The organism is Rosettibacter sp. KY25 (assembly GCF_057554405.1).
Window position 1 is genome coordinate 1 of sequence record NZ_BAAJAO010000010.1, and the last position, 26,647, is coordinate 26,647.

20 protein-coding genes are annotated in these 26,647 nt (G+C 29.7%); 19 read left to right on the forward strand and 1 reads right to left on the reverse strand.

Features of this window, described 5'->3' with window-relative positions:
• Nucleotides 1-323 precede the first annotated feature (323 nt).
• Nucleotides 324-2,702 carry a PAS domain S-box protein gene (locus AC27L2_RS07565; RefSeq protein ID WP_487211123.1) on the forward strand — a complete coding sequence of 793 codons (2,379 nt, stop codon included), beginning with the start codon at nt 324-326 and terminating at the stop codon, nt 2,700-2,702.
• A 4-nt stretch (nt 2,703-2,706) separates the two neighbouring features.
• Here AC27L2_RS07565 and AC27L2_RS07570 read toward each other — a convergent pair whose 3' ends face one another.
• The gene (locus AC27L2_RS07570; protein ID WP_487211124.1) at nt 2,707-3,240 is read right to left on the reverse strand and encodes a helix-turn-helix domain-containing protein; all 534 of its coding nucleotides are present in this window, start codon (nt 3,238-3,240) and stop codon (nt 2,707-2,709) included.
• A 98-nt stretch (nt 3,241-3,338) separates the two neighbouring features.
• Here AC27L2_RS07570 and AC27L2_RS07575 point away from each other — a divergent pair, with 98 nt between their 5' ends.
• The 18 genes from AC27L2_RS07575 (at nt 3,339) to AC27L2_RS07660 (ending at nt 26,553) form a co-directional block, all read left to right on the forward strand.
• Nucleotides 3,339-4,742 carry an MATE family efflux transporter gene (locus tag AC27L2_RS07575; RefSeq protein ID WP_487211126.1) on the forward strand — a complete coding sequence of 468 codons (1,404 nt, stop codon included), beginning with the start codon at nt 3,339-3,341 and terminating at the stop codon, nt 4,740-4,742.
• A 53-nt stretch (nt 4,743-4,795) separates the two neighbouring features.
• Entirely contained in the window at nt 4,796-5,191 is a 396-nt protein-coding gene (locus AC27L2_RS07580) for a hypothetical protein (RefSeq protein ID WP_487211127.1), read from the forward strand.
• Nucleotides 5,192-5,240: 49 nt separating this feature from the next.
• Nucleotides 5,241-5,819 (forward strand): Maf family protein, encoded by a 579-nt coding sequence (locus tag AC27L2_RS07585; protein WP_487211129.1) that lies wholly within the window; start codon nt 5,241-5,243, stop codon nt 5,817-5,819.
• Between the two features lie 113 nt (nt 5,820-5,932).
• Nucleotides 5,933-7,186: an isocitrate dehydrogenase (NADP(+)) gene (icd, locus tag AC27L2_RS07590; protein WP_487211131.1), complete on the forward strand. Its 1,254-nt coding sequence runs from the start codon at nt 5,933-5,935 to the stop codon at nt 7,184-7,186.
• Between the two features lie 259 nt (nt 7,187-7,445).
• Nucleotides 7,446-8,381: a 3-hydroxyacyl-CoA dehydrogenase family protein gene (locus tag AC27L2_RS07595; protein ID WP_487211132.1), complete on the forward strand. Its 936-nt coding sequence runs from the start codon at nt 7,446-7,448 to the stop codon at nt 8,379-8,381.
• A 14-nt stretch (nt 8,382-8,395) separates the two neighbouring features.
• Nucleotides 8,396-9,607: an acetate/propionate family kinase gene (locus AC27L2_RS07600; protein ID WP_487211133.1), complete on the forward strand. Its 1,212-nt coding sequence runs from the start codon at nt 8,396-8,398 to the stop codon at nt 9,605-9,607.
• A gap of 117 nt (nt 9,608-9,724) precedes the next feature.
• Entirely contained in the window at nt 9,725-10,720 is a 996-nt protein-coding gene (locus AC27L2_RS07605; RefSeq protein ID WP_487211135.1) for a glycosyltransferase family 9 protein, read from the forward strand.
• Nucleotides 10,714-11,751, forward strand: coding sequence for a glycosyltransferase family 9 protein (locus AC27L2_RS07610; protein ID WP_487211136.1), 1,038 nt, complete (start codon nt 10,714-10,716; stop codon nt 11,749-11,751). The genes AC27L2_RS07605 and AC27L2_RS07610 overlap by 7 nt, the downstream gene beginning before the upstream one ends.
• Entirely contained in the window at nt 11,748-12,632 is an 885-nt protein-coding gene (locus AC27L2_RS07615; protein ID WP_487211137.1) for a DMT family transporter, read from the forward strand. Before AC27L2_RS07610 ends, AC27L2_RS07615 begins: the two co-directional genes overlap by 4 nt.
• Before the next feature lie 105 nt (nt 12,633-12,737).
• Complete coding sequence (locus AC27L2_RS07620; RefSeq protein WP_487211138.1) at nt 12,738-13,457, forward strand: pyridoxine 5'-phosphate synthase; 720 nt, start codon at nt 12,738-12,740, stop codon at nt 13,455-13,457.
• Complete coding sequence (locus AC27L2_RS07625; RefSeq protein WP_487211139.1) at nt 13,447-14,241, forward strand: TIGR02757 family protein; 795 nt, start codon at nt 13,447-13,449, stop codon at nt 14,239-14,241. The genes AC27L2_RS07620 and AC27L2_RS07625 overlap by 11 nt, the downstream gene beginning before the upstream one ends.
• Before the next feature lie 74 nt (nt 14,242-14,315).
• Nucleotides 14,316-16,361 (forward strand): OPT family oligopeptide transporter, encoded by a 2,046-nt coding sequence (locus AC27L2_RS07630; protein WP_487211140.1) that lies wholly within the window; start codon nt 14,316-14,318, stop codon nt 16,359-16,361.
• 95 nt (nt 16,362-16,456) lie between these two features.
• A complete protein-coding gene (locus tag AC27L2_RS07635) occupies nt 16,457-17,557 on the forward strand; it encodes a glycosyltransferase family 4 protein (RefSeq protein ID WP_487211141.1) in 1,101 nt (366 codons plus the stop codon).
• Nucleotides 17,535-18,680, forward strand: a complete 1,146-nt coding sequence (locus tag AC27L2_RS07640; RefSeq protein ID WP_487211142.1) for a glycosyltransferase — start codon at nt 17,535-17,537, stop codon at nt 18,678-18,680. The genes AC27L2_RS07635 and AC27L2_RS07640 overlap by 23 nt, the downstream gene beginning before the upstream one ends.
• Nucleotides 18,670-19,791, forward strand: a complete 1,122-nt coding sequence (locus AC27L2_RS07645; RefSeq protein ID WP_487211143.1) for a glycosyltransferase family 4 protein — start codon at nt 18,670-18,672, stop codon at nt 19,789-19,791. Before AC27L2_RS07640 ends, AC27L2_RS07645 begins: the two co-directional genes overlap by 11 nt.
• A 6-nt stretch (nt 19,792-19,797) precedes the next feature.
• Nucleotides 19,798-20,535 carry a WecB/TagA/CpsF family glycosyltransferase gene (locus tag AC27L2_RS07650; RefSeq protein ID WP_487211144.1) on the forward strand — a complete coding sequence of 246 codons (738 nt, stop codon included), beginning with the start codon at nt 19,798-19,800 and terminating at the stop codon, nt 20,533-20,535.
• A complete protein-coding gene (locus AC27L2_RS07655) occupies nt 20,522-25,927 on the forward strand; it encodes a C25 family cysteine peptidase (protein WP_487211145.1) in 5,406 nt (1,801 codons plus the stop codon). The genes AC27L2_RS07650 and AC27L2_RS07655 overlap by 14 nt, the downstream gene beginning before the upstream one ends.
• Complete coding sequence (locus AC27L2_RS07660; protein ID WP_487211146.1) at nt 25,924-26,553, forward strand: hypothetical protein; 630 nt, start codon at nt 25,924-25,926, stop codon at nt 26,551-26,553. Before AC27L2_RS07655 ends, AC27L2_RS07660 begins: the two co-directional genes overlap by 4 nt.
• The last annotated feature ends 94 nt before the right edge of the window (nt 26,554-26,647 follow it).

A 26,647-nucleotide genomic window follows, 5' to 3' on the forward strand; every position in this document is an offset into this window, starting at 1 on the left:
TGGGAATTAGTTTATGTAGAAGAGTATGAGACAAAGAAGGAAGCATTTAATCGAGAACAAGAAATTAAGAAGAAGAAAAGCAGGAAATACATAGAAGAGTTAATATCAAAAGCACAGGGTTGAGAGCGCTCCAATGCAATCGGAGAGGTCAGGGGTTCGAATCCCCTCAGCTCCACAATTTTCATTTCGTAATAGTTCTCCTTCCCGTGCAATCCAGAGCAATTTTAATTCTTGAGTATTGTTTTTTAATTAATTAGTTTTTCTTTGAAATTAAATTAAGAACAATATGATTTATCATCTCTCAACAATTTTGTGAGGGTAATATGCCTTTCGGTACACAAGCAGAATATACATTTAATTTGCTTTTTAAGAATCATCCTCTGCCCATGTGGATTTATGATTTAAAAACTCTAAAATTTCTTGAAGTGAATAATGCAGCAATCGATAAATATGGTTACTCAAGAAAAAAATTTTTAAGCATGACAATAAAAGATATAAGACCAAAAGAAGATGTGCCGAGACTTCTTCAAGATGTAAAAAAGAAAAGACCTGCTTTGCAGCATTCAGGATTATGGAGGCATCAATTAAAAAATGGTAATATAATTTTTGTAGATATCACTTCGCATAAAATTAAATATAACGGGAAAGATGCTGTTCTTGTAATTGCAAGAGATGTTTCCCGCGAAATATTAATGAATGAAAAAATGGAGAAGTTCAATAAGCTTTATTCATTTTTAAGTGATGTTAATCAGACCATTGTTAGAGTTAAAGAACAAAAAAAATTATTTGAAAAGATATGCAAACTTTCTTATGAAAAAGCTAATCTTTTATGCTGGATTGGTTTAATAAATAATGACAATTTAGAAATTACAGCTTGCAAAGGATTTAGACGGAGTTTTATTAACAAACAAAGTAATTTATTGAAAGAAAGTTCTTACAAAAAGATAATCAACAAAATTCAAAGAAGTAAAAAATATGTTATTCTTAACAGCATTAATAAAACAATTGATTGGGAGGTTTATAAAAGATTTAACATAAACTCTATTGGGTTTTTCCCGCTGATCATTTCAAAAAAAGTTGTAGGAATTTTAGCTCTGTATTCATCATTAATAAATTTCTTTGATGCTGATGAAATAAAACTTTTTAAAGAAATGTCATTGGATATTTCTTTTGCACTGGATTTTTTGAAGAAAGAATCAGAAAGGAAAAAAGCTGAAGAACTATTTCATCTTAATGCTGAACTTTACATGAATCTTTTTGAAACCTCTCCAGTGGGAATTATTCTTGAAGATGTAAATGGAAATATAATTGATGTCAATAAAAAGTTTTGCCAGATAATGGGCTATAGCCGAGATGAATTACTAAAAATGAATGTTAGAGAATTTCAAACAGAAAATAAAATTAATCATGTTGAAAAAAATATTAAGAGGTTGCTTGCAGGAGAAATACTTGATGTGGAAATTACTTCATTGAAAAAGGGGAAGCAGCCTATTTGGGTTCATCTTGTAGAAAGAAAAGTTAAATTGCCTGATGGTCGAACTGCAATTTTATCAATAGCTGAAGATATTACAGAAAGAAAAAAAGCTTATGAACTACTGCAAGAAAGTGAAGAAAGATTTCGTTCATTGTATGAGAATTCTACAATTGGACTTTATAGAACAACCCCAGATGGCAAAATTTTACTTGCAAATAAGACACTAATTAATATGCTTGGTTACTCATCTTTTAATGAATTGAGTCAAAGAAATTTGAATTATGAAGGATTTCATCCTGCTTATGAAAGAAAAATATTTATTGAGAAAATAGAAAAAGAAGGAATAATTCGAGGTTTAGAATCTGCATGGAAAAGAAAAGATGGAAGCACAATCTACGTGCGTGAAAGTGCTCGTGCAGTAAGGGATGCAAATGGTAAAACTTTATATTATGATGGAACAGTTGAAGATATAACTGAACTAAAGAAAATTCATGATGAATTGGTTGAAGCTAAAGAAAAAGCAGAATCTGCTAACAAACTCAAAGATGCATTTATTGCAAATATTTCTCATGAAATTAGAACACCATTGAATGGAATTCTTGGTATGGTAAGTTTAATTAAAGAATCATTTGAAAAATATATTGGAGAAGAAGAAGAACAATATTTTGTGAGCATCGATAACTCAAGCAGAAGAATTATTAGAACTGTGGACATGATTTTAAATTATTCAAGACTTCATATTGGTGAATTTCCAGTTGAAATGAAAAAGGTTAATATAACATCAATAATTAATAATCTTTTTCTAGAATTTAAATCCGCAGCAGCCGTAAGAAATATCGACTTTACTTTTGAAAATAATTGCGGCGAAGTTTTTCTTTATCTTGATGAATACTCATTTACTCAAACAATCTCGAATTTGATTGATAATGCAATTAAGTATACAAAAAAAGGTTATGTGAAAGTTATTCTTGATAAGAATGAAAATGATGAAATTATTGTGAGCGTGAAAGATACAGGCATTGGAATAGGCAAAGAATATCTAAAGAATATATTCGAACCTTACGTTCAGGAAGAAATGGGCTATGGAAGAGCCTATGATGGAGTTGGATTGGGGTTGGCACTTGTAAAAAAATTTGTTGATTTGAACAGAGCAAAAATTAATCTTGAAACAAAAAAAGGAGTGGGAACAACATTTACGATTAATTATGGTAAAGCATTACAAAGCTAATAAATTATTCTAATTTTTTTATTATTTGAGAAATCTGTTCTGCAGCTTGTTCAAGTTCTCTTAATCTTGTTTCTAATTTATAAATTCTGTAAGACTCAATTGATTCTTTTCCGCCAAGAAGCCAGTTTATATCGCAACCAAGTCTAAGGAGCTTTATTAAAATTTTTGCTCCGGGTTCTCGTTTGCCACTAATATACTGCTGAAGCTGTTGAGGGGATATGTTCATTGCATCGGCAAGTTTTTTGAGCTTGCCAAATTTCTTCTTTGCAAAAATTCTAATCCGTTCTCCAATACTGAATTGATTTTCTTCATTGAATAAATCAAAATCTTCCTGATAAGCTTCATCAAATAAATTTAGTTCGAACTGATAATCGTCAATTATCTCTTTTATTTTTTTGTATAGTTCATCATCAAAAGGATAATGCTCATTGAGTAAGTAATTCAATGTCTGGGTTTTTATTCCAATTTTTTCTGCAATGTAACTAAGTTTAATTCCATAGGTGTGAATTAAATATTTTATCTCTTCTTGCTTTGTCATTATCTCTTAGCTTTATCGTTGTCATTTGAAAAATAGTAAAATTTAGATTAAATGTTAACTTTTCAATTAATCTTTTTTGAAAATGAATTAATAATTATTTGAAGAATAAAAAAGTTTTATCAAAAATTTTATTTCAATATTTTAGTTTCATGGAATTATTTTCTATTAATGACGACCATAAATATATTCTAAGGCTTGCACTACCTGCAATTGCAGGCTTGTCAACACAAATGGTTGTATCACTCGTTGACACTGCAATGATTGGACGCCTTCCAGATGCAAAATATTACCTTGCTGCTATGGGCATTGGAGTGCTTGCAACTTGGGCAGTTGTAAGTTTTTTTTCAAGTCTTGCAACTGGAACTCATGTTCTAATTGCAAGAAGGTATGGTGCAAAAGATTATGAGGAATGCGGTAAAGTTCTAAATACATCATTACTTCTTTCTCTTCTAATTGGAATAATCATCAGTTTACTCGTAGTTCTTTTTGCTAATGATATTGCAGATTTTTTTGCCGTTGATAAAAAAGTTGGAATTTATGCTGGTGAATATTTGCATTATCGATTTTTAGGTATCCCATTTTTTTTGATGACTGTATCTTATCGCGGGTTTTATTTTGGTATCGGCAAAACAAAAATTTTCATGTATTCAGGTGTGCTCGCAAATTTTCTTAACATTATTTTTAACTACATTTTGATTTATGGTGCATTTGGAATTAAAGGGATGGGATTGGCAGGTGCGGGCTTAGGTTCAACTCTTGCAACTTTTTGCGATGCACTTTTTTATTTTGGTGTTTCACTTCTTCCTACATATCGACATAGATACAAATATTTCAGGAATTTCAAATTTGTGAAAGATATTGCAAATTCCATCATTAAAATTTCTCTCCCTGTCTCTCTTCAAAATATTTTTATTCTTATTGGATTCTTAAGTTTTATTGCAATCACAGGATTTATTGGCACACTTGAACAAGCAGCAAGCAATATTGTTTTCTCTTCATTATTAATTTCACTTATGCCTTGCTTTGGTTTTGGAATTGCAGTTCAAACTCTTGTAGGAAATAGTTTAGGAAGCGGAAATATTAAACTTGCAAAACATTATGGTTTTGAAACAAGCAAAATAGCAGCAATTTATACTCTGTTTGTGGGAATTATTTTTATTTCTGTCCCAAGAGCAGTTTTAATTCTTACAACAAATGATTATAAAGTTATTGAAACAGCTGTTCCTGCATTAAGAATTGCTGGATTTGGCCAGATTTTTTATTCATTTGGTGTTGTGCTTGCTAATGGACTGCAGGCTGCAGGTAAAACATTTTTTGTAATGATGGCAGAAGTAATTGCAAATTGGTTTGTATTTGTGCCTATTGCTTTCTTTCTTGGTGTAATTCTAAAATTAGGTTTAATTGGGGCATGGCTTGCACTTCCATTTTATGTTTTACTTTATGCAGGAATTATATTTCTCAAATTTCTATTTGGAAATTGGGATGGATACAAAAGAGTTTAGTTTAATTACTTGACAAAAAAATTTTTCTAAGATATATTGCCAACGTAAAAATTATGATGAAGATTAAATTCAACATATTACTAATCACAATAATTTCCTCTGTGATTTTCGCTGGGGCGCAATTAATTTATTTTAATGCAACAAGTAAAGATGGAAATGTAATACTTGAGTGGAAAACTTCTACTGAAACTAATCTAAATTATTTTGTGATTGAAAGAGCAACAGCATCAGGAGGATTCATTCCTATTGCAAGAATTGAACCTCGTGCCGACAGAACTTATGAATTTATAGACCAAACCGCATTTAAATCTTCTGATGCAGTTTATACTTACAGATTAAAAATTGTAGACAATGACGGAACAGTTACTTATTCAGCTCCTGTTTCAGTTGCACATAGTGTATCAAGTGTTAAGAGAACGTGGGGAAGCATAAAAGCATTATTCCGTTAAATAACTTCTCATTTATTCCGTTCATAATTCCACAAAAAGATTTTATAAAATGTTGAAAATTAATTTGCCTGTTTATCTCGCATCAAAATCACCACGAAGAAGAAAATTATTAAAACAGCTTGGTATTAACTTCAAAGCATTCTCAGTCAATCTTAATGAAGAAATATTTGACGGAGAACATCCCGCAGCTACAGTAAAGCGCCTTGCCAATTATAAATTTGAAGAGGCATTAAAAAGAAAAAGAGATGGAATTATAATTACTGCAGATACAATAGTTGTTTTGAATAAAAAAATAATTGGAAAACCCATTGATGAAAAAGATGCATTCAGGATTTTGAAACTCTTAAGTGGGAAAACACATACTGTTTACACAGGTTTTGTAGTTTGTAATGTTATAAAGAATAAAAAGATAGTTGATTACGAAAAAACAGAAGTTACATTTAGAAAAATTACCGATGAAGAAATTAAAAAATATATTTCAAGCGGAAGCCCGATGGATAAAGCAGGAGCTTATGGGATTCAGGATGATTTTGGAGCTGTGTTTATAAAAAAAATCAATGGATGTTATTACAATGTAGTAGGTTTGCCGCTTGCAAAAGTTTATCAGGCACTTCAAAAAGTTTTATAAATTTTTGTAAAATCATCAATTTGGTTTTTGATTTATTCTGATTAATTTTGGTTTGGATATTTGGTTGATATATCCACTAAGAAAATTATAATGTGAATAAAATTGGAGTATTCATGGCTAAGTACAAAAAAATTATCGTTCCATCTGAAGGTGAAAAAATTACAATTACTGATGGAAAACTTTCGGTGCCTGATAATCCAATAATTCCTTTCATTGAAGGTGATGGCACTGGACCAGATATCTGGTTCGCATCTAAAATGGTTTTTGATGCAGCTGTAGAAAAAGCTTATGGTGGAAAAAAGAAAATTGTTTGGATGGAAATTTATGCTGGCGAGAAAGCAGTAAAAACTTATGGCAAAAATCAATGGCTTCCAAAAGAAACCCTTGAAGCAATTAAAGAATTTATTGTTGCTATCAAAGGTCCACTTACTACTCCTGTAGGTGGTGGAATAAGAAGTTTGAATGTTACGCTTCGACAAGAACTTGACTTATTTGCATGTGTTAGACCAGTCAAATATTATTCAGGAACGCCAAGTCCAGTCAAACGCCCGAAAGATTTGGATGTTGTAATCTTTCGTGAAAATACTGAAGATGTTTATGCAGGAATTGAATTTAAAGCCAATTCTATAGAAGCAGAAGCATTAATTAATTATATCAACAAAAAGTTTGACAAAAACATTCGTAAAGGGTCCGGAATTGGCATAAAACCAATGAGTCAGTTTGGTACTGAAAGACTAGTGAAAAAAGCTATTGAATATGCAATTGAAAATAAAAGAAAAAGTGTAACCCTGGTTCATAAAGGAAATATTATGAAATTTACAGAAGGGTCGTTCAAAGAATGGGGCTATGAAACTGCAAAAAAATATTTTGGCGATATTACAATTACAGAAGAAGAATTATGGAAATCCTATGACGGCAAAATTCCTGAAGGTAAAATTTTGATTAAAGACAGAATTGCAGATAGTATGTTCCAGCAAGTTTTATTAAGACCAGATGAATATGATGTTATTGCCACACCAAATTTAAATGGTGATTATTTATCCGATGCATGTGCTGCACAGGTTGGAGGTTTAGGAATTGCACCGGGTGCTAACATGAGTTACTATCATGCTGTCTTTGAAGCAACTCACGGAACTGCACCAAAATATGCTGGTCTTGATAAAGTTAATCCAGGTTCAGTTATCCTATCTGGGGTTATGATGCTAAATTATCTTGGCTGGAAAAAAGCAGCAAAGTTGATTGAAAAAGCATTGAGCAAAACAATTAAAGCAAAAACAGTTACTTATGATTTTGCAAGATTGATGAAAGGAGCTACAGAATTAAGCTGCTCTGATTTCGCAAGAGAAATTGTTAAAAATATGCAGTAAAAAGTTATAAGCAGGGGAAGAAATTAAATCTTTCCCCTGCTCTTAATTTATTTTCCACATTAAAATTATAACTCATCATATTTTATTACTTTTCTTAATCGATAATTCTCAATATTGATTCCTAATTTTTACTTTTAATAAAAATTTCAAATTCTCTAATCGATTTTAGTTAATTATTTAGAAATTCTTCTGGTATAGGTTTTGCTAAATGAAACGGCTTTTTTTTGTAATTTTGTTAAAATAAAAGGAAAAAGTTTTTATGGCAGAAGAAAAATTAAAACTGGAAGATTTACTTGGCAGCGTTCAAAGAAGTGAGGATTATGACAGAATTGATTATGTCGCAATAATTGGCGGCGGTGTAATGGGACAGGGAATTGCCCACACAATTTCTGCAGCTGGTTTGGATGTTGTGATTATTGAAAAAGATGAAGAAAGAATTGAAAAGTCCAAAGAGAGTTTGAAAGCATCGATGGAAAGAGAAATTGCACGCTGGGCAATGACACAAAGTGAAATGAAATCTATTCTTTCAAGAATCAAATGGACAACAGACAGAAATGATATTCCTGAATGTGACCTTGTAATCGAAGCTGTTGACGAGAATTATGAATTAAAGCAAAGAATCTTTAAAGAATTAGATGCCATTGCAAAACCACAAACAATTTTTATATCTAACACTTCTACACTAAGCCTTACAAAAATTGCAGAAGTAACCAATAGAAAAGATAGAATAATTGGAATGCATTTTTTGAATCCTGTTCCAAAAGTTCCGCTTGTTGAACTAATTCGTGCACTTGATACTTCTGATAAAACAGTAGAAATAATTAAAAAATTTGCAGCTCGAATTGGCAAAACCCCTATTGAAGTTTATGAATATCCTGGATTTGTAACAACAAGAGCAATTGTGCCTTTGTTAAACGAAGCAATGCATATCTTACTTGAAGGTATTGCATCAGCTAAAGATATTGATACTGCAATGAAGCTTGGTTATAATTTCCCGATGGGTCCGCTTGAAATGGCTGATACAATGGGTCTTGATGAAGTTCTTGCATGGATGGAAACTTTATGGCATAGTTTAGGAGAACCTCGTTACAGACCATGCCCAATTCTTCGTAAACTTGTTCGTGAAAGAAAATTAGGTAAAAAAACTGGCGAAGGTTTCTTCAAATATGACGCTGAAGGTAAAATAATTTCTTAAAAATTGGAGATAACATGAAAGTTTTAGTTCTTAATTGCGGAAGTTCTTCTATTAAATATCAATTTATTGATACATCTACTCAAATTGCATTAGCAAAAGGGATGGTTGAAAGAATTGGAATGTCGAGCGCAGTTTTAACTCATACTCCTTATGGAAAAGAGAAAATAAGAATTGTTGGAGAAATTTTAGACCACACAATTGCTATTGAATATGTTATTGCTGTTTTGTTAAGTCCTAATCATGGAGTAATCAAAGACAAAAAAGAAATTGATGCTGTAGGACATCGTGTGGTTCATGGCGGCGAAACATTCTCAGGCTCAGTTTTAATTACAAATGAAGTTATGAATGCAATCAAAGAAAATATTGAACTTGCACCTCTTCATAATCCGCCAAATATTAAGGGAATTTTAGCAGCAAAAGAACATCTGCCAAATACACCACAAGTTGGTGTCTTTGATACAGCATTTCATGTCAAAATGCCACCAAGAGCTTATCTTTATGGAATACCTTATGAACTTTATCGAAAGTATAAAATTCGTCGTTATGGTTTCCATGGCACTTCACATCGTTATGTTTCAGAAAGAGCAGCAAAATTAATTGGTAAACCCATCGAAGAATTAAAAATTATTACTGCTCATCTTGGAAATGGTTGTTCAATGGCTGCAGTTGAGGGAGGAAAATCAATCGATACAACTATGGGTTTTACTCCTCTCGAAGGTTTAATTATGGGAACAAGAAGTGGAGATATTGACCCTTCGATTATTCTTTATATCATGGCAAAAGAAGGTTTATCTCTTTCGGAAGCTAATACTTTATTAAATAAACACAGTGGCTTAATTGGAATAAGCGGTGAAAGCAGCGACATGCGCGAAATTGAAGAAGCTGTTCTTGAAGGGAATAAAAAAGCAAAAAATGCTTTTGATGTTTTTAACTATCGAATTAAAAAATATATTGGAGCTTATACAGCAGCAATGAATGGCTTGGATGCTCTGGTATTTACAGGAGGAATTGGCGAAAATTCTGTAATGGTTCGTAAAGAAGTTTGTTCAAATATGGAATATCTGGGAATTAAACTTGATGAAAAACGAAATGAAAATGTTGAAGGCGAATGTTTAATTTCTGCAGATGATTCCAAAGTGAAAGTATTTAGAATTCCTACTAACGAAGAATTGGTTATAGCACTTGATACAGAAAAAATTGTCAGCGAACAACGGAATCAAATGTAATTCAAAAATTTTTTCGTAATGTTCGAGGTCACTAAAATTTTAGTGACCTTTTTTATTTTTCATTAAAGAAATTAATTCTTTCTTAAATTTACGATTGCAATTATTGGTTAATTTATTTTGAAAATACTCGTTATTAATATCAAATATCTTGGTGATTTAATTATTTCAACTCCTGCTTTAAGAGCACTTCGCAATAACTATCCTAATGCTGAAATAATTGTTATGGTTCGAAAAGGATTTGAAGATGTTTTTCGATATAATACAAACATTAACCGAGTAATTTCTTTTAATCCACAAATTAAAGGAAAGAAAAATTTTAAAGACATTATAGAAGGCTTCAAATTCATTTTTCAAATTAGAAAAGAAAAATTTGATGTTGTTATTGCTCTGCATCCAGGCGATAGAATTGCCTTATTATCCTGGTTTTCAAAAGCAAAGATAAGAATTGCACCGCGAAAGCAAAGCTTCTCTTTTTTATTTAACAGAAAAGTTGATGTGCAGGAAGATACAATTAGTTACATTGATTATTATAATAAAATTGTTGAGTCGTTTCATGTTAATATTAAATCAAAAGAAACAGAATTTTTTATTTCAGAAAATGAAATTAAATGGGCTGAAGAATTTTTTATAAATAATTCTTTAAATGGAGGAAAAGTTCTGTGCATTCACCCAGGTGCAAGTGAACCATCTAAGATATGGAAAAGAGAAAATTTTGTTGATTTAATAAAAATGTTGAAACAAAATACCAGCTTAAAAATTTTACTTATATCAGGACCAAGCGATTTACATATTTGCAATTCAATCTTAGACGAAATTGATGACATCGCATTTTATTACTCGGAAAACATTTTAAATACGGCTGCATTAATTAAAAAATCTTCACTTTTGTTAACACATGACACAGGCACCCGTCATTTAGCTGTAGCATTAAAAACTCCAGTTCTTGCTTTAATGCCAGATGATAATGCAAGTTGCTGGAATTTTTATACACAAAAAGATGGACATTATTCATTATTAGGGAAAAGAATTAAAAGTGAAAATGAATCTTTCTTAAGCAGCATAGAAGTTGAACAAGTTTATCATAAAATTGGAGAAATATTAAATCAATGGTAAAAGAAAATGTAAAGAATATTTTAATAATAAAATGGGGTGCATTGGGAGATTTAGTAGCAAGTACTTCTGCAATAAAAACTGTAAGAGAAAATTTTCCGCACGCACACATTACACTTTTAACAAATAAACTTATGACTCAAATTATTCCACCAAAATTTTTAGTTGATGAACATATAATAATTAATACTGATAGAAATAAAATTGTAGATTCAGCATTTAAGCAATTATTAATTATTCTAAAACTTCGAAAGAAAAAATTTGATTTAGGCATAAACTTAAGATGGACATCAGAAAGAGCAGCATTAATTACATACTTAAGTGGAGCAAAAGAAAGAGTTAGTAGTGGTCCAAAAAATTTAATGAGATTGTATACGCTAAAATTGGGACATCCAAAAGGTAGATATCATGAAATTCATAGGAATCTTGATATTGTGAAAGCAATTGGATGCAATGTTTCTGATGAGAATCCTGTAGTCTACATTTCAGAAGAAGACCAAAGATTTGCTGATTTGTTTTTTGAAAAAAATAAATTAGAAAAAACAAATACAATTTGTATTCACCCTGGGGCAAGTAAACCAATTCGAGCATGGATGCCAGAAAGATTTGCAGAAATTGGAAGAAGGCTTGTAAAAAATTTTGATGCAAATATTTTATTAACCTGGGGCAAAGGAGAAGAAAAGTTAGTTGAATATGTTTCAAAAGAAATTGGTGATAAAGCAATTATATCTGCATCGACAGAAACAATTGGCAGACTTGCAGCAATGATAAAAAACTGCAGCATGTTTTTTTCAAATTGCACTGGTCCGATGAATGTATCCGTAGCGGTAAAAACTCCAACCATAGCTTTACTTGGTTCTTCACATCCAATTGATTGGGGAGCTTATGGTGATTCGCATGTGAACATAAAATCACCTCTTGATTTGGAACATTACTCAGAAGAAGATGAGAAAAAAGCTATGGAAGCTTTATCAACAGATTATGTGTGGGAAATTGTTAAAAATAGATATTCAGAAATTCGAGGAAATAAATGATAGGAGAAATTGCAGCACTAATTACAGCTCTTTTATGGTCCGGAACTTCAATTGTATTTACAGAAGCTTCTGTAAGAGTAGGTTCATTTTATGTTAATGTAACAAGATTAATCATAGCAACAATTTGTCTTGCTTTAACAATTTTGATTTTCCAAATAGAGATTAATTTATCATCATCACAAATTATTAACTTAGTTTTAAGTGGAATAATTGGACTTGTAATAGGAGATACATTTTTATTCAAAGCATTTCAAAATATTGGGGCAAGATTAAGCATGCTTATAATGGCTTCTGTGCCGGGAATTTCTGCACTTTTAGCTTTCATTTTTCTTGGTGAAAAAATTTCTTTTATAGGAATAATTGGAATGCTAATAACAATTTTTGGAATTAGTATTGTTGTGTTAAATCGTCAGGAAAAACCAACTTCAAATTATAAAATTGATTATACTGGAATTTTTTATGCGTTGATGGGAGCTGTTGGTCAAGCTGTAGGATTAATTTTTGCCAAAAATGCTTTTAATGAATCTGATATCAATGGTTTTGTTGCAGCATTTATTAGAATATTTTCTTCTGTAGTTTTAATGTATCCATTATTTATTCTTATAACAAAAATTAAAAATCCATTTGCAGTTTTTAGAAATAACAGTAAAGCATTAACTTATACTTTGATTGGGTCAGTAATTGGTCCTTTCTTTGGAATTACATTCAGTCTCATTTCTGTTTCACATACAAAAGTTGGGATTGCATCTACACTTATGTCAACAGTTCCAATAATTATGCTGCCGCTTGTAAAATTTTATTATAAAGAAAAATTAACATGGATTGCAATCACTGGAGCCTTTTTAGCTGTAGGAGGAGTTGCACTTTTATTTTTGAGATAATGAAATTATGATTGCACTTAAATATATTCCTCGAAATAGATACTTATTTATTATTTGATATCAAATATTTTTTTAATTTTGACATCAAAATAATAGGGGATTAACATGAGATTCAGCTTAAATATAGATCACATTGCTACTTTAAGAAATGCTCGTGCAGAAGTTCAACCTGATCCAGTTGCTTATGCATTAATGGCAGAACAATATGGTGTTGATGGAATTGTTGTTCATCTGAGAGAAGACAGAAGACATATTAATGAAAGAGATGTTAGATTACTTAGAGAATTAATCACAACAAAACTTGACCTTGAAATGGCTGCAGTTGATGAGATTATTGAAATTGCATGTGAAGTGCAGCCTGAATTGGCTACTATTGTTCCAGAAAAAAGACAGGAACTTACAACCGAGGGCGGTATTAATGTTATTGATAATATCAATCATTTAAGAAAAACAATTGAAAGACTTCACGATGCTGAAATTGCAGTATCATTATTTATTGAACCTGACTTAAATCAAATTGATGCTGCTGCAGAAATTAATGCAGATTTTATTGAAATTCATACAGGACACTATGCTAATGCTATAAGCGAAGAAGATATTTTTGATGAATTAGAAAAAATTAGAATTGCAGCCAAACACGCAAAAAAATTAGGACTTGGTGTAAATGCAGGTCATGGTTTGAATTATATCAATATGAAAGAACTTGTTGCAATTCAGGATATTGACGAAGTAAGCATTGGACATGCAATTATTGCTCGTTCTGTTTTTGTTGGAGTCGAAAAAGCTGTTAAAGAAATGATTGAAATCATTCGTAATGCAAAATAAAATTTTGATTCGGAATCTGAAAAAGAAGTTAGAATATCATTACAAATATTTTGATAAAGGGAAAATATCACCTGACCCGATTGAATTTCTTCATAGATATAAAAATTATTTTGATATAGAAATTTCTGGCATAGTCTCATCAATTTTTGCTTATGGGAATGTAAAACAAATAAATCAAACTCTTATTGAAATCCATTCAATAATGAATCACCAACCTTATGAATTTGTAATTAATTATAATTATTCGACCGATAAGATATTTTTCAAAAAAGTTGTTCATCGATTTTATACTTCCGATGATATTTCAAAATTTTTTTATGTATTGAATAAAATTTATGTGTCATATCAATCGTTAAAATATTTTTTTCTGTTGTATTACTTCAATGAAGAAAAAAATCTAAAAAGTTCTATTTCATTTTTTTCAAAGAATATGCTTGGAATATTTAATTCTCGGTTTAATGTAAGTGCAGGAATTAAATTTATGTTCCCAGACCCATTGAAAGGAAGTGCATGTAAGAGAATGAATTTGTTTCTAAGATGGATGGTAAGAAAAGATGATATTGATTTTGGTTTATGGAATGAAATTCCTGCATCAAAACTTGTAATTCCTGTTGATACTCATGTAGCAAAAATTTGTAGAAATCTTGGACTTACAAAAAGAAAAAATACAACGTGGCTAATGGCAGAAGAGATAACAGAAAACCTAAGAAGATTTGACCCCGATGACCCTGTAAAATATGATTTTGCTATTTGCCATATTGGAATGAGAAAAATGAATTTTTAGAAATTATTTGTTGCTCATAGTCATATACATAATTATTTTTATAAAAACATTACAATCATAATTAGGAGAAAGGCATGTCGGAACAAAAACGATTTGTCCCCTTTGTTTCCTCAGAAACAAATATGGCAGAATTTACAGTCCGAGCTTTAGTAATCGGATTAATAATGTCTGTTGTTTTGGGTGCCGCAAATGCATACCTTGGATTAAAAGCCGGTATGACAATAGCTGCAACCTACCCGGCTGCAGTAATTGGGATGGCACTTCTTAAATTAATGAGAGGAACAATACTCGAAGAAAACTTTGCCAGAACTGTTGGTTCTATTGGAGAATCAATTGCTGCTGGTGCAATTTTTACTCTCCCTGCATTTTATATTGCAGGTATCTGGGTACAGTTTGATACTCTGAGTAATTACTTAATTTCAACTGCAATTATGTTTGTAGGCGGAGTTCTCGGTATTATGTTCGTTGCACTTTTGAGAAGAGTTATGGTTGAAGATGCAGAATTGCCATTTCCTGAATCAGTAGCAGCTTCTGAAATTCATAAAGCTGGAAGAGCAGGTGGAACTGGAGCAAAATTTTTATTTACTGCAATGGGGGTTGGAGCTGTAATTCAATCACTTGGTCAACTTAAATTTTTTGCTACTACATGGGAAAAATTTGTTGGATTTTCAAAATCAATTATAAATTTGAAATCTGCTGGTTCTGCAACTGCACAAGGAGGAGTTTTACTTAGTTCGCCTGGTGTAAGTCCTGCATACATTGGTGTTGGTTACATAATTGGTCCAAAATTAGCATCACTTAACTTCAGCGGTGGATTGCTTGCATGGGGCTTATTTGTGCCAATAATTTTATATTTTCTTTCTCCTGAATTAATTCAACAATATCAATCTGCACATCCAGGAATGAATCCTTCAGATAATGATTGGATTATTTGGTCACAAATGATATGGAGATATATTGTTCGTCCAATTGCAATTGGTGGAATGCTTGTAAGTGCAGGTTACACACTCTTCAGAATGAGAAAAAGTCTTGCTGTTGGAATTCAACGATCGATTAGTGATGTAAAAAAAGCAGCAGCAGGTGAACATACAACTGAAAGAGTTGACCAGGACTTAAGTTTTAAATGGATTATGATTGGAATTGCTTTTTCCGCTGTTATGACTTTTTTAATCTATAATTATTTTGCTCAGGATATTTTTGCAGCTCTTGTTGCAACTCTTGTAATGATTATAGCAGGATTTTTCTTTGCTGCAGTTTCAGGATATCTGGTTGGAATCATAGGCTCAAGTAATAATCCAATTAGTGGTTTGACTCTTTCCACTTTAATTGTCGCAGCTCTTTTGATGGTCGCCCTTGGAATGACTGGCAAACAAGGTGTTGCTGCAGTTTTAGGAGTAGCTGCAGTAGTATGTGTTTCTGCTGCTGTAGCGGGGGAAATGCTTCAAGACTTGAAAGTTGGACATATACTCGGCGGAACACCATGGAAAATGCAAGTTGGTGATATCCTTGGTGTAGCTCTTGCTTCTGCTGTTATGTTTATTCCACTTTTAATTTTGCATCAAGGTGATGTTAATGCAGGCAAAATGGCTGTTCCACCTTATGAAGGTGGTTTTGGAAGTGCCAAATTAGCTGCTCCACAAGCTGGACTAATGGCTTTGCTTTCTCAAGGAATTGTTAAAGGGGATATGGCTTGGCCACTAATTATTGTTGGTATGGTTATGGGCTTTGGTTTTATTTTGATGCAGGTGCGAAGCCCTATGCTTGTTTCCGTTGGCATGTATTTACCGCTCGAAACTACTTTTGCAATTTTTATTGGCGGAATTATTAAAGGTATTGTAGAAAGAATTAGTGCTAAAAAGCAATTTAATGATGCACAAAAATCAAGAGTTGAAAATACAGGCGTACTTGTTGCTGCTGGCTTAATTGCAGGCGAAGCTCTTATAGGACTTGTCTTTGCTGCATTCGCATTTTTTGAAATACAATTGTTCTCAATATTTGATTATCCATCGTTTTATGTAAGCTTGCTGGTATTTGTATTTATAGCATGGTATTTAATTCAAATTCCTGTTAAGAATGCAGGCAAAGCAGATGAACCTGCTCCACCTCCTGTTTCAATGTAATTTATGAAAACTTTTAAGGCTGATTAAATATGATGACTTGATAAGTTTATCATTATTTAATCAGCCTGCATTAAAATTTTTGAGGGTAAATTTTAATGCATAAAATTATTCTTACAGGGCGCTTCAATAATACAGAAATTTTAAACGGACCTGAAAAAATTGCTAAAAGATTATTTTACTTTCTGTCATTAAGAAATTGTGAAGTTCTGTTTTGTGATTTCTATTTTAAAAATAAATTCAATGCAAATGTATTTAACAGAATTTTTGGCTTTTCTAAATCAGAAAATGAAAATAATGTAATTTGTGTTGGTATTGTTAGATTAATTTTTATTCTTCTTAAAAAATCACCAGTAATTCTTCACATCGTTACATTAGAAAATTATCAGTTAATTATTTTTCTGCTTAAATATTTTTTGAAGATAAGAATTATCATAACATTTCATGGTTCCATCCATTATGAAATGAAAAATTCAAAACAAAAATTTAATCGTATACAAAAATTAAAATTAAGTATTCTTGAAAAACTTGCTGTATCAAAAGCAGATTATTTGATATTTGTTTCTGCACAATTGAAGAATTTATTTTCAGAATATTATGACCTTTCAAATAAAAATTGCGAAATAATTTATCATGGAATCGATGAAATATTTTTTATTAATCCTTCCCCTGTAACTAATTCGAAACCATTAAAATTAATTTTCTATAATTCTTCAAAATATATTGACAGAGATTTACAGAAAATTTACGATTCATTACTTGAAATAAAAGATACAGAGTTAGAACTTTTTGTTATTGGAGATTCAGTGAAAGATGTTGTTTCAAAAAATAATTTAAAAGTTTTTTATAAAGGTTATTTGAATCAGGAAGACTTAGCAAAATTTCTTAAAGACAAACATATTTTAATAAAAGGCAATGCATTTGATTCTTTCTCATTACTTGCTCTTGAATGTATGGCAGCTGGTAAAATTGTGATAGTAAGCAATAAGACAGGTGTTAAGGAATTAATTAATAATTATGTGAATGGAATTGTGTATAACGATTATAATGAGCTAAAATCAATTATTGAAAGATTATATAATGATAAAAAATTATTTGAATACATTTCTGAAAATTCAAGAAAATTTTGCTATCAATTAAGATGGTCTGATGTTGTAAATAATTATATGAGTTTGTATGAAAGACTTCAAAAAGAGTAAAATAAAAGTTTGTCATATTGTTAATCGCATTACTGCTAAAGAAGATGGAGTTTTCCGGCATATTTATGCTCAATTAAAATATCTTGACAATGAAATGTATGAACAGTTTGTTGTTTTTCATGGTGATTTTTTTGTTGAAAAAATTTTTAGAGAAAACAACATTAAATATTATTCACTTCCTCTTTTAAATGAAAAGTATTCAATCAAAATATTCTTTTATTTAACAAAAATTATAATATCAGAAAATGTTGATATTATAAATGCTCATTTGCTGAAGCCATACATTATAGCGGGATTGATAAATTTATTTTTAAGGAAAAAGTTAATATTTAGTTATCACGGTAGTTTTATTGAAAATGATTACAACACAATAATCGAAAAGCTTATTTATAAAATTATTCATCAATTTGTAAGCAGATTTAATAATGTAAAAGTATTGGTTCCCTCCAAAAAAAGTAGAAACATTTTAATACATGAAACAAAATTATTCACCCAAATTGATTTTTATTATAATGGATACTTACCAATTTATTCAAACAAAAACATTAATAATTTTTTAATTGAAGAACTTAATCACTTAAAAGAAAAATATTTTATTATCGGTTATGCAGGCAGATTAAACAGAGAAAAAAATGTTGAATGTATCATAAAGATTTTATATGAATTAAGAAATTACAATGTATTCTTGGTAATAATAGGCGATGGGGAGGAAAGATTAAGACTGCAAAGATTGTCATCTTCTTTATCAATGAGAAATGTAAAATTTTTTGGCTTTATACCAGAAGCAATTCATTATATAAAATTATTTGATTTATTGATACTGACATCAAAAAGAGAGGGAATGCCATTTGTGGTATGGGAAGCAATGTTTTGTGGAATCCCCATTATTGCAACAGATGCAGGAGGAATAAAAGAAGTTGTTGAAGAAAACAATTGTGGATTTATTTTTAATCATAATAATTATAAAGAAGCTGTCGAAAAAATAATTTTATTGCTGAATAACAAATCTTTATGCAAAAAATTAGGCGAAAATGGCAAACAAGAAGTTATACAAAAATATAATTTGAACAATTTCAAAAGTTATTTTGAGAAATATTATTACAATTTGATAAATGAGGGATAACATTAACATTTTACATATCTCTCCATACTTTAACTATGTATGTGGAGTAAGTAAATATGTTTATTTATTATTAAGAGGGCTGAAAGAATTGTCCGTTGATTGTATCCCAAAAATAAATTTGTACTTTATAACAAATGGTGGAGATGCTCTGCAAAGACTCAATTCACTTGGGATAAAACCTCACATCATTGATTTCAAAAAATGTATGACTAATTTGTTTTATCTAATTCCAAACTCATGTCAACTTAAGGAATATTGTTTATCAAATAACATTGATATAATTCACTCGCATCATCGGTATCCAGAATTAATTTCAAACATAATTAAAAAAAGAATATTCAAAAAAACAGGAAAGAAAATAAAAACAATTACAACAGTTCACAGCATTGTTAATGGTTACAGGAATCTCAGTTTTCAGTCAGATAAAATTATAGCTGTGAGCAAAACAGTAAGAAAAAATCTAATTAACAACTATAATGTCTCAGAAGAAAAAATTATTCAATTTTATAATCCAGTTGATAAATCTAATAATTATGGAAAGAAGAGAATTAACAGAAGTAACTTAGAAATAGATGACCAAAGCAAAATAATTTTATTTGTGGGGAGATATTCGAAAGAAAAAGGTGTTGATGTTTTGGTAAAAGCATTTTTAGAAGTATCAAAAGTTTATGATTTATATCTGTTAATGATTACAGATGCAAAAGATAATATTAAGAGAAAAATCCTTAACAAAAGTGATAAAATTATTTTTATCAAACCTTGTGATGATGTAGCCATGTATTATGAAATTTCTGATATTATAGTTGTCCCATCACTTATTGAAAGCTGTCCTTTTGTAGTTCTTGAAGCTGGCATTAATAAAAAATTATTGATTGCATCAAATGTTGATGGAAATAGTGAAAGTTTAGAAGATGGTAAGCATGCTGTTATGTTCGATGCAGGAAATGAAAAAAAATTGATAGAAGCAATTCAAAAAGCATTAAATATGTCTGAGGTTCAAAAACAAAAGCTCGCAGAAAATTTACATGAAAAAGTTAATACTTTCTTTGATTATAAAATTTATGCAGAGAAACTTTATGAAATTTATTTGTCTATGTTAAATGATTCTTAACTGCCTATGGAATTATTTAACAAATTAATATTAAGCAGAAAAGATTTAATAAACTTTACACTAAACAAGCTTTTCAAAAGTAAAGGAATACTTCTTACCTACTTTGATTTCAACGCATTCAATCATGTAATAAATAATGATGAATATTGCTTACTGATGCAAAACGATTTTTACATATATCAAGATGGAATAGGAATGTTTTTAGCATTGAATTATCTAAGAAAAGATGCAAACAGAATTACAAGTACCGACTATTATAATTGGCTTATTCAAAAGCTGATAAAGACAAAAAGAAAAATATTTTTAATCGGTTATGATTTTAACAAGGAATTTGTTGAGAACAAATGCTGCGAAAAGAATCTTTGGCTGGCTGGTTATCATCATGGATTTTTTAACAAATGTGAATTACAATCAATTATCAATCTTATACAAGATTCCAATGCAGAATTTGTTTTTATCGGCATGGGCAAACCAAAGCAAGAATTTGTTGCAGCAGAATTGAAAAAACATTTACCTCAAATTAATTGTATATGCGTCGGTGACTTTTTTAATTACTACTTTGGAATAAAAAAAAGGGCGCCAAAGTATATTCAGAATTTACAACTTGAATGGTTGTATCGTGTTGTTAAAGAGCCGAACAGATTATTTTATAGATATTTTACAGGCATACCATTATTTCTTTTTTATTTAATTGCGTCTCGTTATATAAATATTATTCGAGGGCTTAACTATGAAAAAGCATAATTTTTTAATAATGCTTTTTGTTTTACTTAATTCAATTTTTTTTGCAAAAGATATTAATGTGAAGAAAATTCAAAATGGTTTTGAACTGAACATTAAATTTAATCAGCATGTTTATGAAATCAAGAATAATTCAGAAATTAATTTTATTTATAATGAAGATGAATCAAATCCGGGAAAACCTAAACTGCCATCAAAAACATTATTTGTTGCAATCCCTCCGAAATCAAAAGTAAAAGTTGAATTAACAGATAAAATTGTTTCACAAATTCGTGATGTAGATATTACATTGAATAGATTGCCAGTCGACGAGAATAATTTAATTCTCTATAAAAATTATCAAAACAAGATCAATCCCATAAAAGATTTTTATCCAGAAGAAGATTATGAAATTATTGGTTATACATGGGTGCGAGGTTTTTATTGTGCAGTTATAAAAATTAATACACATCGTTATTCATTTAACGAGAGAACATTACACTTTATTGAAGAATGTAAGTTAAAATTGCTTTATGAAGATTATAAAGCAGATTTCATAAGAAGTGATGAATCATCATTATTCGATGAATCTTTGAAAAACCTTATTGTTAATTATGATGAAGCAAAAGAATTTCGTACTAAAAACAAATATGCTTTTTCTGATTCAAGTGACAGATGGATAGATTATTCAAAACAATACATAAAAATATCTGTGGCAAACGATAATATTTACAGAATAACTTTTGATTATTTTCTCAAGCATGGTATTAATCCGCATTTAATTAATCCTGCTGAAATTAAAATCTTTCGAGAGGGGAAAGAAATTCCTATTTATGTTAAAGGAGATGAAGATTATACTTTCAACGAAAATGATTACATAGAATTTTATTGTGAAAAAAATTATTCCGGCAAAGATTATCGAAAAGTTGTAAACAAAGGAGAGGATTACATTCACTACATGAATTTATATAATGATACTACAAATTTATGGATTACATGGGGAGACGAAAAAGGGAAAAGAATTGAAATTAATAATTCACATTATGGACAAATTACAGACACAATCGATTATCATCTTGTAAAATTACATCTTGAGAAAGATGAGAGACTTTGGTATTACGACCCAACTGAACCCAGAGTTCAATTGCCTTTCTGGCAGGAGAATAAATTATATACATGGTTAGTGATAGGAAATTCAGGTTCTCTAAATATTAATTTTAATGCAAGCAATTATGTTGAAAATTCTGAAGTAAAAATATTTACAAGATTGATTAGCTATTCAGCTGATGTTGCCAATAATCCTGAGGGAATTTATAATACACATAAAATCGGGATAGGTCTAAACAGCCCAACAATCCAGAATACAATCACATATAACTACAAAGAGACAGTAAATTTTATTTCATCTTTTCACTCTAAGCAATTGAAAAATGGAACGAATACAATAAAAATATTTGGAATACCAACATCTGTTTCATTTCATCAATCATTAATTGATTGGATAGATATAGAATATTTGAGAAAAAATATTGCAATAAATGATTCATTATTAATTACAATTCCAGACACAATAAGAAAAAAAGTAAGAGTAATAAAAGTAGAAAACATTTTGAGCGATAGAAATAATTTAATTGTTTATAAAATTCATCCAACATTCAAAAAAATTGATAATTATTTATTGATTGGAAATGACAAAAAGAATTTATTGATAATTGATACAGTAAAAGGAGGCGACAAATATTTTATTACTAAAGCTGAAAATGTTGCAGAACCAATTTACAGATACAAAAAGCATTTTGTTAATCTGAGAGATAATTCAAGAAGTGCAGATTATATCATAGTCACAAATAAATCATTATCGAATTCTGCAGAAAGTTACAAAAAATTTATTAGCGATTCGTATAATGTGAAAACCGAGTTAATTTATGATGAAGATATTTACGATGAATTTTCTTATGGGCAGATAGATGTAAATGCAATAAAGAACTTTTTAATCTCTGCTTATGAAAATTGGGGAAATCCAAAACCATCTTATTTAACAATTATTGGGGATGCAAATTATGATTACAAAAATGTTACTGCATCTTCACATATGAATCAAAGAAAAAATTTAGTAATATCTTTTGGTTTCCCTGTAAGTGATATTTGGTATGTAATGTGGGACAGCTCATCAACAGCAGTTCCTCAAATGTATGTTGGAAGAATTCCAGCTAATAATGATGAACAAGTTATCTTTTACATGAATAAACATCAAAAATATATTTCACGAAAGTATGATAAATTCAACAAGACATTTTTATTTTTCAGCGGTGGAAATACAACAAGACAATCAGAACTCCAGGAAATTAAAAATGTAAATGATGAACTTTACCAAAATTATATCTTATCACCTCCTTATTTTGGGAACGGCACACACTTTTATAAAACAATATCACCACAAACAAACTTTGGTCCTTATTCAAGTGAAGAATTTCAAAAAATAATTGATGAAGGTGCTCTATTTATTTCATACATTGGACACAGCGGAACAAGAACTTGGGATAATGGAATTACTGAAGTTGAACATTTGAAAAATAAATATCCAGATAAATTTCCATTAATCACAGATTTTGGTTGTTCTACAGCAAAATTTGCAGAACCTGATGTTGATGCATTTGGAGAATTGTTCATTTGTCAATCTGTTAATGGACAGGCAATAGCATATCTCGGTAATTCAAGCTGGGGTTATCTTTCTACTTCATTAAGATTTCCAAAATATTTTTATGAAATATTTTTGAAAGATTCACTAAAAGGGATTGGTTATGCACATCTTGCTTCAAAAATTAAGCAGCTTACCGAAGATGGTTTTAATGATGTTAATCGTGTTTTTACATATTGTAATCTTTTGCTTGGCGACCCAATCATTAATCTTGCATTACCTTCAAAACCAAATTTGTTTGTTGATAATTCTAAAATCAAACTGGTTTCATCCAATATAAATGACCAGATGGATTCTGCTTTGGTTAAAATTAATGTATCAAATTATGGTTTATATAATAATTCTAAGGTCACAATAAAAATTGAAGAGCTATTCAAAGATAATGTTTTGTTTGAAAAATTAATTGATATTAATCTTCCTATGAATGAAGATACTTTGTTTTTTAATATTCCAATAAAAGGGCATGCAGGAGAACACAAAATAAAAATTGAATTAGATACCCAAAATTCTATTAATGAAATCTACGAAGATGATAATAATGCTGAGATAAAATTTTTTGTTTATTCAACTTCACTTATGCCATTAGTTTCTTCAAAACATTACAGCATAGTTAAAGATACATTGTTGATTTTGAATCCGGTTGAAGAACAAAATAATGCTGATGAAATTTTAATTCAGTTTGATGAAAACCCTGATTTCTCAAATCCATTAGAAATTGTGCAGCCAATTGGTATTTTGATTACTAAAGTTCCATTAAATCAATTAGAGAATAATAAAAAATATTTTTTTAGAATAAGGTTGAATAATAATTCAAATCAGTTTTCAGATGTATATTCTTTTCAGAAAATCAATGATAGTGCTGAGATATTTATTAATGAACAAGTAGGTAATGATACAGAATTTTTTTATTCAAATACTATTTATGACAATCAAAATAAGTGTTGGAAGTTAAACAGCAGAAATGTTTCATTGATTGTAAAATCAGCCGGATGGCTGGATGGTTCTTATGGTTCAATATTGTATGATAATAATGAACAATTGCCTTCAACATATTACTGGGGCATTGCTGCTGCAATTATTGATTCAATATCACTTCAGCCAAAATTAATAAAATATTTTTTAGTGCCAGATGCAGGAGCAGCAGATTCATTGGTGAATTTTATTAAATCATTATCTCAGGGTACAATAGTAGCTATGACAGTGTGCGCAGATGCACAACAAAATATTTTTGGTGGTATGAATTCAAAAGTTCGAAATGCAATCAAAAGTCTGGGCAGCTTTTATATTGATAGTGTTCAGTATCGTGATTCATGGTGTATTATTGGAAGAAAAGGTGCAGCTACTGGTTCTGTTCCTGAGGCTTACAAAAAACAAACAAGAGGATCAGTTCAAATAGAAATTTCAAAATATCTAATGTTCGAAGAAGGATATTTAATTTTTCCTGAAATAGTAAATTCAAATAAGTGGGAAAAAATTATAATCAAATCTTACAAGCCTCACAATTCTAAAATTGTTTTAATGCCGATTGGAATAAAAGCTAATAATGAATTTGACACATTGAAAACTTTTATTTCATATTCTGATTCAGTAGATTTAAGTCAACTTGATGCAAAAAAATATTCGGGTATTAAAATAATTGCAAAATTATTTGCTGATGAAAAGAAAGAAAGTCCAGTCATTAAGTCTCTTTCAGCTTACTATTCATCTTCTCCTGAATTAGTTGCTAATTATCAAACTACATGGTTAGAAAAAGATACAATTAGAAAAGGAGAAAAAATTAATTTTCATACAAAGATTTTTAATGCTGGTAAATCGAACTCTGGCAATTTTAATATTATGCTTCAGCTTGTTAAGCCTGATAATTCAATAATTAATTTGAAAGATACTCTTGTTGATAATTTACTACCATTAAGCTACAGTTCATTTTCTTATGAATATATAAATAGTTTTGATAGTTATGGGAAATTTAATTTTATTCTAACAATAGATAATAAAAATGAAGTAAAAGAATTATTTGAAAATAATAACACAATTGTAAAAACTTTTTATGTAGAGAAAGATACAATCACTTCAATTACTGCTGTTGATGTTAAAGTAAAATTTAATGGAATGGAGATAGATGATTGGGATTATGTAGAACCTGAAACTAATATTCAAATAGAAATAAATTATCCTTCCTGGTTTATGCATGACGATACTACAACATTCAAATTAATTCTTGATAACAAAATAATTCCATATTCCGAGCTCAATAATCTGAGCAAAATAAATTATGATACAATTAATAAGAAGATGGTAATTACTTATTATAAATATTTTGAAAAAGGGGAACACAGTTTAAAAGTTTTTATGAAGGATGCTTCTGGAAAATTTATGGCTGTTCCAATTTATGAAAAGTATTTTGTAGTTACCTCTGAAATAGAAATAAAAAATGCATACAATTTTCCTAATCCATTCAGTAGTTATACTTATTTTACTTTTGTTCTTACTCAGATTCCAGATGAATTAAAAATCAAAATCTATACTGTTGCCGGAAGATTAATAAAAGAAATAAATATTTATAATTATGAACTAACAACTAATCTTAATAAAATTTATTGGGATGGACGAGATGATGATGGAAATATTGTGGCAAATGGGGTTTACTTTTATAAAATCATTGTAAAGAAAAAAGATAAGATAGAATCAACAATTCAAAAGCTGGCTGTTATTAAATGAAGTTTTTCGTTTTTATGTTAATTTGCATTTCCAGTTTAACTGCTCAGAATCATATCTTTCCTATTGAGCTGGTTTATTTTAATGCAATAGTGTCAAATGGAATTGTATTATTAAGCTGGGGTACAGCAACTGAAGTAAATAACTATGGATTTTATGTTGAACGCTCAGATATTTCAATGATGTTTAACTCAATTGGATTTGTTAGCGGTAGTGGAAATTCAAACGCACCCAAAAATTATCTTTTTGTTGATTCAACTTTAATTAATGAAGGAAAATATTTTTATCGATTGAAACAAATTGATATTGATGGGCATTTTCACTTTTCAGATACAATTGAAATAAATTATAATCTTGCTGGAATAAGCGAAAATTGTAATAAAGAAGAAATTAATTTCCAATATACTTTTGAAAATGGAGTTTATGCTATCAAAATAAATAATAAAAAATCAATTTCAGGTGACTTGCTTCTTTATTCAATTCTTGGAGAAAAAATTTTTGAAACTCATATTGAAGCAAGTAAACCAACAATTATAATTCCTGCTTGCTTTTCAAGTGGAGTTTATGTTATAATTTTTACATCAAATTCAAAAATAATCCAGATGAAAAAAGTAGTTTTAGTGAAATGATAATATCTTTGAACATCTTTTTAAGGATGTAAGAAAAAGATTTACATTCACGTTCTTTTTTTTAGATGCAATAATTTCATAATTTTGGTTTAGA